Here is a 14,089-nt window from a genome sequence, read left to right as displayed (position 1 = left end):
CATGCAGATTTCGGTAAATGAGTTCCTGACGCCCCGCCACATCGATGTGCAGGTCGTCAGTCCAACCCGCGCTAAGATCACGCTCGAGCCTCTCGAGCGTGGTTTCGGCCATACCCTGGGCAACGCGCTGCGCCGCATCCTGTTGTCCTCTATGCCTGGCTGTGCAGTAGTCGAGGCCGAGATTGACGGTGTACTCCATGAGTACTCCGCGATCGAAGGTGTACAGGAAGACGTCATTGAAATCCTGTTGAACCTTAAAGGCCTGGCTATCAAACTGCATGGTCGTGACGAAGTTACGCTGACCTTGTCGAAGAAGGGTTCGGGGGTGGTTACCGCTGCCGATATTCAGCTGGATCATGATGTCGAGATCGTTAACCCCGATCACGTAATCGCTAACCTGGCGTCCAACGGCGCTTTGAACATGAAGCTCACCGTAGCTCGTGGTCGTGGTTATGAGCCGGCCGATTCGCGTCAGAGCGATGAAGACGAAAGCCGCAGCATTGGTCGCTTGCAGCTTGACTCTTCGTTCAGCCCGGTTCGCCGTATCGCATACGTGGTGGAAAACGCCCGTGTCGAGCAGCGTACCAACCTGGACAAGCTGGTTATTGATCTGGAAACCAACGGTACCCTGGATCCTGAAGAGGCTATCCGTCGTGCTGCAACCATCCTGCAACAGCAGTTGGCTGCGTTCGTCGACCTCAAAGGTGACAGCGAACCCGTGGTAGTCGAGCAGGAAGACGAGATCGATCCGATCCTGCTTCGTCCAGTTGACGATCTGGAATTGACCGTGCGTTCGGCCAACTGCCTGAAGGCGGAGAACATCTACTACATCGGCGATCTGATTCAGCGCACCGAAGTAGAGCTGTTGAAAACTCCGAACCTCGGCAAGAAGTCCCTGACTGAAATCAAGGACGTTCTGGCTTCCCGTGGTCTGTCCCTCGGCATGCGCCTCGACAACTGGCCGCCTGCAAGTCTTAAGAAAGACGACAAGGCGACTGCCTGATCGTCGTAATCACCGAACGTAGTGTTTGGTAAGGAATGAATCATGCGTCATCGTAAAAGTGGACGTCACCTGAGCCGTACCAGCTCTCACCGCAAGGCCATGTTCCAGAACATGGCGGTGTCGCTGTTCGAGCACGAGCTGATCAAAACTACCCTGCCAAAAGCCAAGGAACTGCGCCGCGTTGCCGAGCCGCTGATCACCCTGGCCAAGGAAGACAGCGTAGCTAACCGTCGCCTTGCTTTCGACCGTACTCGTTCGAAAGAAATCGTCGGCAAGCTGTTCAACGATCTGGGCAAGCGCTACGCCACCCGTCAGGGCGGCTACCTGCGTATCCTCAAGTGCGGTTTCCGCGCTGGCGACAACGCGCCTATGGCGTACGTCGAGCTGGTTGATCGTCCTGTCGGTGGCTCGGTAGAAGCTGCTGAGTAAGACGAACAGTCTTGAACAAGAAACCGGGCCTAGTGCCCGGTTTTTTGTTTTCTGTGGATTGGTTTTCTTTATCGCCCAGTCGATGTGCAGTCTGCTGTTGCACAGTTTTGAAGAAACATTGCGCTTAACTCGAAGTGATAAGAAGAAACTCCCTCATTTGGACGCTTTTCAATGAAAATCACTACTGTTCGCCCGCTTTTTTCGACATTTATGAGTAAATCACAGTGACCTCCCAGTCATCCTGGTTCAAACTATGGCTTTCACACAGGGAGAAGCGGGACGATGCAAGGTCACCCGGACGTAATCGACTATCTCAACACGTTGCTGACGGGCGAACTGGCGGCACGTGATCAGTACTTCATTCACTCGCGGATGTACGAAGACTGGGGCTTCAGCAAGCTCTACGAACGCATCAATCACGAGATGGAAGAAGAAGCTCAACACGCTGATGCCTTGATCCGCCGCATCCTGATGCTGGAAGGTACACCGCGCATGCGTCCGGACGATCTGGATATCGGTGCGACCGTGCCAGACATGATCGCCGCCGATCTGCGCCTGGAATACAAAGTCCGTGCGGCACTGTGCAAAGGCATCGAGCTGTGCGAGCTGCACAAGGACTACATCAGTCGCGACATCCTCCGTCTGCAACTGGCTGACACCGAAGAAGATCACACCTACTGGCTGGAGAAGCAGAAAGGCTTGATCAAGTCGCTGGGGCTGGAGAACTACCTGCAATCGCAGATGTAATCAGCCCAGCTACAAAAAAGCCCCTGTCGTGTGAGCGACAGGGGCTTTTTCATTTCAGGAGTGGATCAGGCTTTGTCCCGTTCCAGCAGCGGCTTGAGGTAGTGCCCGGTGTGGGACTGTTTCATGTTCGCCACTTCTTCTGGTGTGCCGCAGGCGATGATCTGACCGCCCTTGGAACCACCTTCCGGGCCAAGATCGACCAGCCAATCTGCGGTCTTGATCACATCCAGGTTGTGCTCGATCACCACCACGGTATTGCCGTGGTCGCGCAGTCGGTGCAGTACATCGAGCAACTGCTGGATATCCGCGAAGTGAAGGCCTGTGGTGGGTTCATCGAGGATGTACAGGGTCTTGCCGGTATCGCGCTTGGACAGCTCGCGGGACAGTTTGACCCGTTGTGCCTCGCCGCCCGACAGCGTTGTAGCCGACTGCCCGAGCTTGATGTAGGACAAACCCACATCCATCAACGTCTGCAGCTTGCGAGCCAGCGCTGGCACCGCATCGAAGAACTCGCGGGCTTCCTCGATGGTCATTTCCAGCACCTCGTGGATGTTCTTGCCCTTGTACTTGATCTCCAGTGTCTCGCGGTTGTAACGCTTGCTCTTGCAGACGTCGCAAGGGACGTAGATGTCTGGCAGGAAGTGCATCTCTACCTTGATCAGCCCGTCGCCCTGGCAGGCTTCGCAACGCCCGCCCTTGACGTTGAACGAGAAGCGGCCGGGGCCGTAGCCCCTCGAGCGCGATTCCGGGACACCGGAGAACAGTTCGCGGATCGGTGTGAACAGACCGGTATAGGTCGCCGGGTTGGAGCGTGGTGTACGGCCGATCGGGCTCTGGTCGATATCCACCACCTTGTCCAGGTGCTGCAGACCATCGCAACTATCGTGCGCGGCGGCTTCCTGGGTTGTGGCGCCGTTGAGAGCGGTGGCCGCGAGGGGGAACAAGGTATTGTTGATCAGCGTCGACTTGCCGGAGCCGGACACACCAGTCACGCAGGTCAGCAGGCCGATTGGAATCTCCAGGTCGACGCTCTGCAGGTTGTTGCCCCGCGCGCCCTTGAGCTTGATCGACAGCTTCTTGTTGCGTGGTGTGCGCTTGGCCGGGACTGCGATCTTGATCCGCCCGGAGAGGTATTTCCCGGTCAGTGAATCGGGGTGCGCCATCACTTCTGCGGGTGTTCCTTCGGCAACGATCTGGCCGCCGTGTACTCCCGCGCCGGGGCCGATGTCGACCACGTAGTCTGCGAGGCGGATGGCGTCCTCGTCGTGTTCCACCACAATCACCGTGTTGCCGATGTCGCGCAGGTGATTGAGGGTGGCCAGCAGACGGTCGTTATCGCGCTGGTGCAATCCAATGGATGGCTCGTCGAGGATATACATCACCCCGACCAGGCCGGCGCCGATCTGGCTGGCGAGGCGGATGCGCTGGGCCTCGCCGCCGGACAGTGTGTCGGCACTGCGATCAAGGGTCAGGTAATCGAGGCCGACGTTCACCAGGAACTGAAGGCGCTCGCAGATTTCCTTGAGAATCTTGTCGGCGATTTCGCCACGGCGTCCGGTCAGCTTCAGGCCACCGAAATACTGGCTTGCATCGCCGATGGGCAGGCCGGTCACTGCGGGCAAGGTCTTTTCGCCAACCCACACGTGACGCGCCTCGCGGCGCAGGCGGGTACCGCGGCAGTCCGGGCAAGGCTGGGTGCTGAGGAACTTGGCCAGCTCCTCGCGGACTGTAGCCGACTCCGTTTCCCGATAGCGGCGCTCCAGGTTCGGCACGATGCCCTCGAACGGGTGCGAGCGTTTGACGATATCGCCACGGTCGTTGAGGTACTTGAAGTCGACGTTCTGGTTACCGCTGCCGCTGAGAATGATCTTTTGGCGGTCAGCGGGGAGTTCGTTGAACGGCACTTCCAAGCTGAAGCCGAAGTGTGCCGCCAGCGAACCGAGCATCTGGAAGTAATAGACGTTACGTCGGTCCCAGCCGCGGATCGCGCCCTCGGCCAAGGTCAGCTCGCCATTGACCAGGCGCTTGGCGTCGAAGAACTGTTTGACCCCCAGGCCGTCGCAGGTCGGGCAGGCGCCGGCGGGGTTGTTGAAGGAGAACAGCTTCGGCTCCAACTCGCTGATGGCGTGGCCGCAGATCGGGCAGGCGAAACGTGCGGAGAAGATCATCTCTTCACCGCCTTCATCATCCATCGGTGCGACGAGTGCAATGCCGTCGGCCAGTTTCAGCGCGGTTTCGAAAGACTCGGCCAGACGCTGCTGCAGGTCTTCGCGGACTTTGAAGCGGTCCACTACCACATCGATGCTGTGCTTCTTCTGTTTGTCGAGCTTGGGCAATTCGTCCAGCTCGCAGAGCTTGCCGTTGATACGGGCACGGACGAAGCCCTGAGCGCGCAGCTCCTCGAATACCGCCAGGTGTTCGCCCTTGCGCTCACGGATCACCGGGGCCAGCAGCATCAGCTTGCTGCCTTCTGGCTGCGCCAGGACCAGGTCGACCATCTGGCTGACGGTCTGGGCCTCCAGCGGAATGTCGTGGTCCGGGCAGCGCGGCGTACCGACGCGGGCATACAGCAGGCGCAGGTAGTCGTAGATTTCGGTGATGGTGCCGACAGTGGAGCGAGGGTTGTGCGAGGTGGACTTCTGCTCGATGGAAATCGCTGGCGAGAGGCCTTCGATGGTATCGACGTCCGGCTTTTCCATCATCGACAGGAACTGCCGCGCATAGGCCGACAGCGACTCGACGTAGCGACGCTGGCCCTCGGCATAGAGCGTGTCGAATGCCAGGGAAGACTTGCCGGAGCCGGACAGACCGGTGATGACGATCAGCTTGTCGCGGGGCAGAGTCAGGTCGATGTTCTTCAGGTTGTGGGTACGCGCCCCACGAATCAGGATCTTGTCCACTACGGCCTCGCTTGGCGGGCTTAAACGGAGCAGTATACGGCTCGCCGCCGGTGCGCGGCAAAGCGTCGCGTAGATGCTGTTAAACGATGGGACTGGTAGAATCGCCGCCGGTTCACACGAGGTTTATCCATGCACGATCCCCACAGCGAACGCATGAGCGGCAGCGAAACCCGAGCCGCAGGCGGCCTGGCCCTGGTGTTCGCCTTCCGTATGCTGGGCATGTTCATGGTCCTGCCGGTACTGGCTACCTATGGCATGGACCTGGCGGGCGCGACGCCGGCACTCATTGGTCTGGCTATTGGCGCCTATGGACTGACCCAGGCGGTATTGCAGATTCCCTTCGGCGTCATATCCGACCGCATCGGCCGGCGTCCGGTTATCTACCTGGGGTTGGTGATCTTTGCGCTGGGGAGTGTGCTGGCGGCTCAGGCCGACTCGATCTGGGGCGTGATTGCCGGACGGATCCTGCAAGGTGCCGGGGCGATTTCGGCAGCGGTAATGGCGTTACTGTCGGACCTGACCCGCGAGCAGCACCGGACCAAGGCCATGGCCATGATTGGCATGAGCATCGGTTTGTCGTTTGCCGTGGCGATGGTCGTCGGGCCTTTGCTGACCCGCAGCTTCGGTCTGTCCGGGCTGTTTCTGGCGACGGCGGCGATGGCACTGGTGGGTATCGCTCTGATCGCGTTCGTCGTGCCTGCTTCCAGCGGACCGTTGCACCACCGCGAGTCCGGGGTGGCGAAGCAAGCGCTGGGCCCGACCTTGCGACACCCTGACCTGCTGCGACTGGACGTTGGTATTTTCGTCCTGCATGCCATCCTCATGGCCAGCTTCGTTGCCTTGCCACTGGCGTTCGTTGAGCGCGGCGGGCTGCCCAAGGAAGAGCACTGGTGGGTGTACCTGACCGCTCTGCTGATTTCATTCTTCGCAATGATTCCCTTCATTATCTATGGTGAGAAAAAGCGCAAGATGAAACGTGTCCTTCTGGGCGCGGTCAGTGTCTTGCTGCTGACGGAGCTATTCTTCTGGGAGTGGGGGAACAGCCTGTCGGCCCTGGTGATCGGGACCGTGATCTTCTTCACCGCCTTCAACCTGCTGGAAGCGTCGTTGCCGTCGTTGATCAGCAAGGTGTCGCCTGCCGGCGGCAAGGGCACGGCGATGGGGGTCTATTCCACCAGCCAGTTCCTCGGAGCGGCGCTGGGCGGGATATTGGGTGGATGGATGTTCCAGCATGGTGGCCTGACCACGGTGTTCCTCGGCTGCGCGGGTTTGTGCGGGCTCTGGCTTGCCGTAGCTGTTACCATGCGCGAACCACCTTATGTGACAAGCCTGCGCATGCCGTTGTCGCCCGAAGCGCTACGCGAAGCGGGCTTGACCGAGCGCCTGAAGGCCGTGCCGGGTGTGACCGACGCAGTGGTGGTGGCAGATGAAGCCGCCATCTATATCAAACTGGATACACAAATTTTGGATCGTTCGACCCTGGAACGCCTGGTCAATCCGGCGTCCGCGGCGTGCGAAGCCTAGGAGAACGTTATGGCCCGTGGGGTTAACAAAGTCATATTGGTCGGCACCTGTGGCCAGGATCCTGAAGTACGCTACCTGCCGAACGGCAACGCCGTGACTAACCTGAGCCTGGCCACCAGCGAGCAGTGGACCGACAAGCAGACTGGCCAGAAGGTCGAGCGCACCGAGTGGCACCGCGTCTCGATGTTCGGCAAGGTCGCCGAGATTGCTGGTGAGTACCTGCGCAAGGGTTCTCAGGTGTACATCGAAGGCAAGCTGCAGACCCGCGAGTGGGAAAAAGACGGCATCAAGCGCTACACCACCGAAATCATCGTCGACATGCAAGGCACCATGCAGTTGCTGGGCGGTCGTCCGCAGAACCAGGATGGTGGCGGTGCGCCGCAAGGCAACTACAACCAGGCACCGCAGGCTCCACGCCAGCAGGCGCCTCGTCCGCAGCAGGCTCCTCAGCGTCCGGCTCCTCAGCAGCCAGCGCCGCAGCCGGCTCCTGATTTCGACAGCTTTGATGACGATATTCCGTTCTGATATCAGCTGTAGAAACTCTTTGTAGAGTTGCCTCACTGAACCCCCGCCATGCGGGGGTTCTTCGTTTCTGCCGTCTAAAGATATTGATCAGCGCAATGGCAATGCTCCAGGGCCAATATATCTGGGCGCGTGATGAGTCTGGCTAATGCTGGCTGGACAAACTGTCGAATTTTTAGTTCGAGTTTACTGGTTGCTGGATTAGATCAATTCAGTTGAACTCTTTCGTCTTCTGGCTTGCTTTCTGTAGTACCTAGTAGTTCCCGCTGTAGGCGTATTCTGATTTTTATAGTCTGGCGGGTTCGTGGCGTTATCGGAGGATCATGCGAGGTAGTATTGGCCTCTTTCGGGAGATGCGCATGAAAGAACAGTTGGTTGAGTCGGAAAAACAAAAATTAGTCTTCTCACCTTCGGTGCAGAACTACGCGAGCAAAGATTTTTCAGGCGAAGATGCAGACAATATAGATGCCGGTCATATGGAGAATTCAGGTCGACAGGTTGCTTGTGGGGAAGAACACACGAAGAAAAGTAAGGTTCCAGTCAGTCTATCTGGCGTTGACGAAAAGTTTCAGGTTAAAGGCTTTGTCGAAGCATATGAAAAATTTATTGATGAAAATCCCTCCTGTCGTCCGCTCAATAAGGTGCCCGATCTATTGTTGACGTTGGTTGGTGGGGTAATTGCAGTGACCGGATTGCTGATGATGTTGTTTGGTCCTGACAGCGTCATGGTAAGTGTCGTATCTGGTCCGACCTTTTTTCAATACATTCAACTTTATCCAGGCTATGTATTTAGTCTTGGCGTTTTTCTGTCTTCAGTTGGAGTGAAGCTTTTCAGGGAGGCCAAAGGTGTATCGCGTGAGCAGTTTCTATCTGACGAATATGAGTTGTCAGGAAAGGAGGGTGTGCTACGCGATGGTTCTTACTCACTCCGATATATGGGTAAGGGAAATTTCTGGATCAAGTATCAATCCGAAGGTTGATACTCAGTGCTCACGCGCTCATCGTGCTGCTCGCCTCCTGCTCAATCCGCAACGCCGTCCTCTGCAACGCAGGCAAATAACGCACAACCGCCTGCTCGATACTCATCGCCTTCGCCACATACACCAGATTCAGGCACCCCAGCAGTTGCTGCTTGCCGCGGATGGGTACGGCGATGGAGGCGATCTTTTCTTCCTGGTCCCAGGTCATGAAGTTTTCCCCGTAACCCCGGTGGCGGGTTTTGCGCAGCAGGTTGTCCAGTGCTTCGGGATTGCGTGCCAGACGGCTGTCTTCGTCGTCGCGGCTGGCCAGCAACTCGATGATGCGTTCGCGTTCGGCATCCGGGCAGAAGGCGAGGTAGGCCAGGCCCGTGGCGGTGAGCAGGATGGGCAGGCGTCGGCCGACGATGGAGCGGTGAAACGACAGTCGGCTGAAGCGGTGGGTCGATTCACGCACCACCATGGCATCGACGTCCAGGGTACAGAGGTCGGTCGGCCACACCACCTCCTGTAGCAGCTCGGCCAGCAGCGGAGCGGCGAGGGCGGAGATCCATTGGTCGTCGCGGAAGCCTTCGCTCAGTTCGCGTACTTTCAGGCACAGGCGGAAGCTGTCGTCCGATTCGCTGCGACGTACGTAGCCTTCTTCCTGCAAGGTCTCCAACAGGCGTCGCACGGTGGTGCGGTGCAGGCCCGTCAGCTCGGCCAGACGGGTCGGGCTGGCGCCACCGCCGAGGTGGTTGAGGGTGTTGAGCAGCAGCAGACCGCGGGTCAGTCCGCGAACGGTCTTGTAGTCGGATTCGCCTTCAGATGCCATGAATTCACCAGAAATTCGTTGTAAATCAGTGCTGTGCACTAGGTGCACGGCGCGGCGGTTTTTGATTGTAGGGCAAGAAATGGCGTTCTTATACTAGCGCCAACAAGAACGAACACCCTTACAAGGGAAACCACCATGCTGCCTGCCCGCGCCCCCTCTCTGCCCGACGCGCCGTCTTGACGCTCTGACGGCCCGGCCCTGCCACCTCTGAGCAAGGTCGCCCACCGAACCCTTTTGCAACCTTCACACCCACGAACTTTTCCAGGTTCGGGGGCTGGCCCCGGCTTGCCTGATGTTTGTCCAGCCGGCCGCCGTGACGCTGTCCGATACGGTGAAAAACAATGAAAACAACCCATACCTTTTCCTCGCAGACTGATCACAAGGCCCAGGTCGTGGTTCTAGGTGCCGGCCCGGTGGGCCTGGCGATCGCCAACTACCTCGGCCAGTCCGGCATTGACGTGCTGGTGGTGGAGAAGCTCGATAAGCTGATCGACTACCCGCGCGCCATCGGCATCGATGATGAGTCGCTACGCACCGTGCAGGCCATCGGTCTGGTGGACCAAGTGCTGCCGCACACCACGCCGTGGCACGCCATGCGTTTCCTCACGCCCAAAGGGCGTTGCTTCGCCGATATTCAGCCGCTGACGGAGGAATTTGGCTGGTCGCGGCGCAATGCCTTTATCCAGCCGCAGGTGGATGCCGTGTTGCTTAACGGCCTGAAGCGCTTCGCTAATGTGCGCATCCTGTTCAGCCGTGACGTCACCGAGTTCACCCAGGATGACAGCGGTGTGAGCCTGCGTATGGAAGGTCCCGGCGCAGTCCAGGAAACCGTGCGCGGCGACTATCTGGTGGCTTGCGATGGCGGCAACAGCTACGTGCGTCGCACCCTCGGCATTTCGTTCGACGGCAAGACCGCGCCGAACCAGTGGATCGTCGTCGATATCGCCAACGATCCGCTGGGCACGCCGAACGTGTACCTGTGCTGTGACCCGGTGCGCCCCTACGTGTCCGCCGCATTGCCCCACGGCGTGCGCCGCTTCGAATTCATGGTGATGCCCGGTGAAACCGAGGCGGAACTGAGCAAGCCGGAAAACATGCGCCGCCTGCTGGCCAAGGTGCTGCCGGACCCGGACCGCATCGAACTTATCCGCAGCCGCGTCTACACCCACAACGCGCGTCTCGCCGGGCAGTTCCGCAGCAAGCGGGTCCTGCTTGCCGGCGATGCCGCGCACATCATGCCGGTCTGGCAGGGGCAGGGTTACAACAGCGGCATGCGCGATGCCAGCAACCTCGGCTGGAAACTGGCGATGGTGGTCAAGGGCCTGGCCGGCGAAGGGCTGTTGGACACCTACGAACTGGAGCGCCGCGACCATGCCCGGGCGATGATCAATCTGTCGGTGCTGGCGGGCCACGTGCTGGCGCCGCCAAAGCGCTGGCAGGGCGCGCTGCGCGACGGGATTTCCTGGTTGCTCAACTACCTGCCGCCGGTCAAACGCTACTTCCTGGAAATGCGCTTCAAGCCGATGCCGCAGTACAGCGCCGGTGCCCTGGTGGCCAGCACGCCGCAACTGGCGAACTCGCCGGTGGGCCGCATGTTCATCCAGCCCAAGGTGCAGACCGAAGATGGCCGCCAGGTACTGCTGGACGACGTGATCGGCGACAACTTCGCGATTATCGCCTGGGGCACCAATCCGGTCTGGGGCCTGAGCGCGGCACAGGTGGCGTTCTGGCAACGCCTCGGCACCCGCTTCATTCAGGTGCTGCCGGCCGTGCAACTGGAGGCTGGGCGCGAGGCCATCGACGGCGTGATCCGGGTCGGCGATTGCAGCGGAAGTTTGAAGGAGTGGTTTGGACGTTATCCAGCCTCCGTCGCTGTGGTGCGCCCGGACCGCTTCCTCGCGGCGCTGGCCATTCCACAGACGCTGGACAAGGCTTGCGATGCACTGGCGCAGGCGGTTCATGCCACCTCGCCGCTGGTCAACCAGCCTGTCGCCAGCAAGGTAGCTTGAGATGGCCGCCCTGGTGCAATGCCTGTCGCACACGCCGTTGGTGGGGTTTGTCGATCCCGCGCAGGCAGTGCTGGATGAAGTGGACGCTGTGATCGCCAACGCCCGGGCCCAGGTTGAGGCCTTCGACCCGGAGCTGGTGTTCCTGTTCGCGCCGGACCACTACAACGGCTTTTTCTATGACGTCATGCCGTCGTTCTGCATCGGCATGTCGGCGCAGGCCATCGGCGATTTCGACACCGCCGCCGGTCCGCTGAACGTACCGAAAGACCTCGCCGAGGCCTGCGCCGATGCGGTGCTGGAGGCGGGCGTGGACGCCGCGGTGTCCTACTGCATGCAGGTCGATCACGGTTTCGCCCAGCCTTTGGAACTGCTGCTCGGCGGCATTGACCGTTGTCCGGTGATCCCGGTGTTCATCAATTCGGTCGCGGTGCCGTTGCCGGGTTTCCAGCGCGCTCGCCTGTTCGGCGAGGCGATTGGCCGGTACTCCCGGACGCTGAACAAACGCGTGCTGTTCATCGGCTCCGGTGGCCTGTCGCACCAGCCGCCGGTGCCGGAGTTGGCCAAGGTGGATGCGCGTATGGCCGACCGCCTCATGGGCAGCGGCCGCAACCTGCCGGCCGATGAACGCGAAGCACGCCAGCAGCGGGTCATTCAGGCCGCTCGGCGCTTCGTCGAGGACCAGCATTCGCTGCACCCGCTCAATCCGGTCTGGGACCAGCAGTTCCTCGACGCCCTCAGCGAAGGCCGGCTGGCCGAGCTGGACGGCTTGAGCAACGCCGAACTGTCCGCCCTGGCCGGCAAGTCCACCCACGAAGTGAAGACCTGGGTCGCCGCGTTCGCCGCAATGTCGGCGTTCGGTCCTTATGCGGCCAGCGACCGCTATTACCGGCCGATCCCGGAATGGATCGCCGGCTTCGGCGCCCTTGCGGCGCGTCCCGTATCCACCGCATCGAAGGAAGCCTGAACATGACTACCGCAACCGAAGCCTCCAGCAGCCGTCTGGTTCGAATCCAGGAAGGCGATCTCGATCTGCAACTGCATTACAACGACGTTGGCCAGGGTGATGAAACCGTGGTCATGCTGCATGGTTCCGGCCCTGGCGCCAGCGGCTGGGCCAACTTCAACCGCAACATCGAACCACTGACCGCCGCCGGTTACCGGGTGATCCTGATGGACTGCCTGGGCTGGAGCAAAAGCGATCCGATCGTCTGCCGCGGCTCGCGCTCGGACCTCAACGCTCGCGCCCTGAAGGGCCTGCTCGACGCCCTCGAACTCGACCGCGTGCACATTCTCGGCAACTCCATGGGCGGCCACAGCGCCGTCGCCTTTGCCCTCGCCAACCCGCAGCGGGTCGGCAAGCTGGTGCTGATGGGCGGCGGGACCGGCGGCGCAAGCCCATTCGTGCCGATGCCCACCGAGGGCATCAAGTTGCTGAACGGCCTGTACCGCGAGCCGACCATCGACAACCTGAAGAAGATGATGAATGTCTTCGTCTTCGATGCCAGCAGCCTCACCGAAGAACTGTTCCAGACCCGCCTCGACAACATGCTGGCGCGCCGCGACCACCTGGAAAACTTCGTCTCCAGCCTGGCCGCCAATCCGAAGCAGTTCCCCGACTTCGGCCCACGGCTGCACGAAATCAGCGCCCAGACCCTGGTGATCTGGGGCCGCGAAGACCGCTTCGTGCCCATGGACGCCGGCCTGCGTCTGCTCGCGGGTCTGCCCAACGCGCAACTGCATGTGTTCAACCGTTGCGGCCACTGGGCGCAGTGGGAACACGCCGACGCTTTCAACCGCATGGTCCTGGATTTCCTCAGCCACTGACCTGGAGTCGAGCATGACAATTTCCCAACAAATCCTGGATCAACTGGCCGCCGAACTGCGCCAGGCCGAAGCCAGCGGTGAAGCCATCGCCCCGTTGCGCGAGCGCATCGGCGAAGACAACGGCGACGCGGCCTACGCCATCCAGCGCCTGAACATCGCCCATGCGGTGGCCGGCGGGCGGCGCGTGGTGGGGCGCAAGATCGGCCTGACCAATCCCAAGGTGCAGGCCCAGCTGGGTGTCGACCAGCCCGACTTCGGCACGCTGTTCGCCGACATGTGCTACGGCGACAACGAAACCGTGCCGTTTGGCCGTGTGCAGCAAGCGAAGATCGAGGCGGAAATCGCCCTGGTGCTCAAGCGCGACCTTCCGGCCGTGGACACCACTTTTGCCGAGGTTCTCGCGGCGACCGGTTGGGTGATGCCGGCGCTGGAGATCGTCGGCAGCCGGGTGGCGGGCTGGAACATCCGTTTTGTTGACACCGTCGCCGACAACGCCTCCAGCGGCTGCTTCGTGCTCGGCGGGCCAGTGCGGCGCATTGATGGCGTCGACCTGCGCAACGCGGCCATGCGCATGACCCGCAACGGCGAAGAAGTCTCCAGCGGCAGCGGCGCCCAGTGCCTGGGCCATCCGCTCAATGCTGCGGTGTGGCTGGCGCGGACCATGGCCCGGTTGGGCGAACCGTTACGGGTTGGCGACGTGATCCTCACCGGCGCCCTCGGGCCGATGGTCGCGGTCGCCGCCGGTGATCGCTTCGAAGCCGAGATCGACGGTATCGGCCAAGTGGCCGTGGAATTCACGGTCGAGTGATTGCGACCTGCGTGCACAAGAGATGAACACAATGAAAAAACTCAAAGTTGCCATCATCGGTTCCGGCAACATCGGCACCGATTTGATGATCAAGATCCTGCGTAACGCGCAGCACCTGGAAATGTCGGTGATGGTCGGCATCGACCCGAACTCCGATGGGCTGGCGCGAGCCGCTCGCATGGGCGTGGCCACGACCCACGAAGGCGTGCAAGGCCTGACCCGTATGGCGGAGTTCCAGCACATTGATTTCGTCTTCGATGCCACCAGCGCCGGCGCCCACGTCAAGAACGACGCCTTCCTGCGCTCGATCAAGCCCGGCATTCGCCTGATTGACCTGACGCCCGCCGCCATCGGTCCGTACTGTGTGCCGGTGGTGAACCTGGAACAGAACCTCGCTCAGCTCAACGTCAATATGGTCACTTGTGGCGGCCAGGCGACCATTCCGATGGTCGCGGCCGTGTCCCGTGTCGCCAAGGTTCACTACGCCGAAATCGTCGCGTCGATTGCCAGCAAATCCGCCGGCCCCGGCACT

The 14,089-nt window shown here is 60.6% G+C and carries 12 protein-coding genes and 1 pseudogene; 11 read left to right on the top strand and 2 right to left on the bottom strand.

The window, feature by feature from the left end; translation table 11 throughout:
* Nucleotide 1: 1 nt before the first annotated feature.
* The 3 genes from DM374_RS30410 (at nt 2) to bfr (ending at nt 2,179) form a co-directional block, all read left to right on the top strand.
* Nucleotides 2-1,003 carry a DNA-directed RNA polymerase subunit alpha gene (locus tag DM374_RS30410; RefSeq protein WP_003186012.1) on the top strand — a complete coding sequence of 334 codons (1,002 nt, stop codon included), beginning with the start codon at nt 2-4 and terminating at the stop codon, nt 1,001-1,003.
* 42 nt (nt 1,004-1,045) lie between these two features.
* Entirely contained in the window at nt 1,046-1,432 is a 387-nt protein-coding gene (gene rplQ, locus DM374_RS30405) for a 50S ribosomal protein L17 (RefSeq protein ID WP_002555463.1), read from the top strand.
* A 282-nt stretch (nt 1,433-1,714) separates the two neighbouring features.
* Nucleotides 1,715-2,179 carry a bacterioferritin gene (gene bfr, locus DM374_RS30400; protein WP_095159994.1) on the top strand — a complete coding sequence of 155 codons (465 nt, stop codon included), beginning with the start codon at nt 1,715-1,717 and terminating at the stop codon, nt 2,177-2,179.
* Between the two features lie 65 nt (nt 2,180-2,244).
* On the opposite strand, the gene uvrA is transcribed toward bfr, so the two are convergent.
* On the bottom strand, nt 2,245-5,079 hold the full coding sequence (uvrA, locus tag DM374_RS30395; protein WP_177431630.1) for an excinuclease ABC subunit UvrA: 2,835 nt from the start codon (nt 5,077-5,079) through the stop codon (nt 2,245-2,247).
* A gap of 129 nt (nt 5,080-5,208) precedes the next feature.
* On the opposite strand from uvrA, the gene DM374_RS30390 reads away from it, so the two are divergent.
* From DM374_RS30390 to DM374_RS30380, 3 genes are all read left to right on the top strand, one after another.
* Nucleotides 5,209-6,603 carry an MFS transporter gene (locus DM374_RS30390; RefSeq protein ID WP_095160022.1) on the top strand — a complete coding sequence of 465 codons (1,395 nt, stop codon included), beginning with the start codon at nt 5,209-5,211 and terminating at the stop codon, nt 6,601-6,603.
* A gap of 9 nt (nt 6,604-6,612) precedes the next feature.
* Entirely contained in the window at nt 6,613-7,128 is a 516-nt protein-coding gene (locus DM374_RS30385; protein ID WP_095159993.1) for a single-stranded DNA-binding protein, read from the top strand.
* Between the two features lie 356 nt (nt 7,129-7,484).
* A complete protein-coding gene (locus DM374_RS30380; RefSeq protein ID WP_110973237.1) occupies nt 7,485-8,105 on the top strand; it encodes a hypothetical protein in 621 nt (206 codons plus the stop codon).
* A gap of 10 nt (nt 8,106-8,115) precedes the next feature.
* Here DM374_RS30380 and DM374_RS30375 read toward each other — a convergent pair whose 3' ends face one another.
* Nucleotides 8,116-8,916 (bottom strand): DNA-binding transcriptional regulator, encoded by an 801-nt coding sequence (locus DM374_RS30375; RefSeq protein WP_110973236.1) that lies wholly within the window; start codon nt 8,914-8,916, stop codon nt 8,116-8,118.
* Between the two features lie 341 nt (nt 8,917-9,257).
* On the opposite strand from DM374_RS30375, the gene DM374_RS30370 reads away from it, so the two are divergent.
* From DM374_RS30370 to mhpF, 5 genes and pseudogenes are all read left to right on the top strand, one after another.
* On the top strand, nt 9,258-10,925 hold the full coding sequence (locus tag DM374_RS30370; protein ID WP_110973235.1) for a bifunctional 3-(3-hydroxy-phenyl)propionate/3-hydroxycinnamic acid hydroxylase: 1,668 nt from the start codon (nt 9,258-9,260) through the stop codon (nt 10,923-10,925).
* Nucleotide 10,926: 1 nt separating this feature from the next.
* On the top strand, nt 10,927-11,889 hold the full coding sequence (gene mhpB / locus DM374_RS30365; protein ID WP_110973234.1) for a 3-carboxyethylcatechol 2,3-dioxygenase: 963 nt from the start codon (nt 10,927-10,929) through the stop codon (nt 11,887-11,889).
* A 2-nt stretch (nt 11,890-11,891) separates the two neighbouring features.
* Nucleotides 11,892-12,749 (top strand): alpha/beta fold hydrolase, encoded by an 858-nt coding sequence (locus tag DM374_RS30360; protein ID WP_110973233.1) that lies wholly within the window; start codon nt 11,892-11,894, stop codon nt 12,747-12,749.
* A gap of 13 nt (nt 12,750-12,762) precedes the next feature.
* Entirely contained in the window at nt 12,763-13,557 is a 795-nt protein-coding gene (mhpD, locus tag DM374_RS30355; protein ID WP_110973232.1) for a 2-keto-4-pentenoate hydratase, read from the top strand.
* A gap of 31 nt (nt 13,558-13,588) precedes the next feature.
* A pseudogene (gene mhpF, locus DM374_RS30350) lies at nt 13,589-14,089 on the top strand (acetaldehyde dehydrogenase); the annotation flags it as partial.

The sequence above is a fragment of the Pseudomonas huaxiensis genome, from assembly GCF_003231275.1.
Lineage (GTDB): Bacteria > Pseudomonadota > Gammaproteobacteria > Pseudomonadales > Pseudomonadaceae > Aquipseudomonas > Aquipseudomonas huaxiensis.
Note: the sequence above shows the minus strand (reverse complement) of the source record. Positions and strands in the feature narration are given on the sequence as shown.

Coding starts and splice junctions, on each gene's coding strand:
- mhpB (WP_110973234.1), top strand. CDS start 10,927: ATGGCCGCCCTGGTGCAATGCCTGTCGCACACGCCGTTGGTGGGGTTT.
- DM374_RS30390 (WP_095160022.1), top strand. CDS start 5,209: ATGCACGATCCCCACAGCGAACGCATGAGCGGCAGCGAAACCCGAGCC.
- DM374_RS30375 (WP_110973236.1), bottom strand. CDS start 8,916: ATGGCATCTGAAGGCGAATCCGACTACAAGACCGTTCGCGGACTGACC.
- DM374_RS30385 (WP_095159993.1), top strand. CDS start 6,613: ATGGCCCGTGGGGTTAACAAAGTCATATTGGTCGGCACCTGTGGCCAG.
- DM374_RS30380 (WP_110973237.1), top strand. CDS start 7,485: ATGAAAGAACAGTTGGTTGAGTCGGAAAAACAAAAATTAGTCTTCTCA.
- DM374_RS30410 (WP_003186012.1), top strand. CDS start 2: ATGCAGATTTCGGTAAATGAGTTCCTGACGCCCCGCCACATCGATGTG.
- DM374_RS30370 (WP_110973235.1), top strand. CDS start 9,258: ATGAAAACAACCCATACCTTTTCCTCGCAGACTGATCACAAGGCCCAG.
- rplQ (WP_002555463.1), top strand. CDS start 1,046: ATGCGTCATCGTAAAAGTGGACGTCACCTGAGCCGTACCAGCTCTCAC.
- bfr (WP_095159994.1), top strand. CDS start 1,715: ATGCAAGGTCACCCGGACGTAATCGACTATCTCAACACGTTGCTGACG.
- mhpD (WP_110973232.1), top strand. CDS start 12,763: ATGACAATTTCCCAACAAATCCTGGATCAACTGGCCGCCGAACTGCGC.
- DM374_RS30360 (WP_110973233.1), top strand. CDS start 11,892: ATGACTACCGCAACCGAAGCCTCCAGCAGCCGTCTGGTTCGAATCCAG.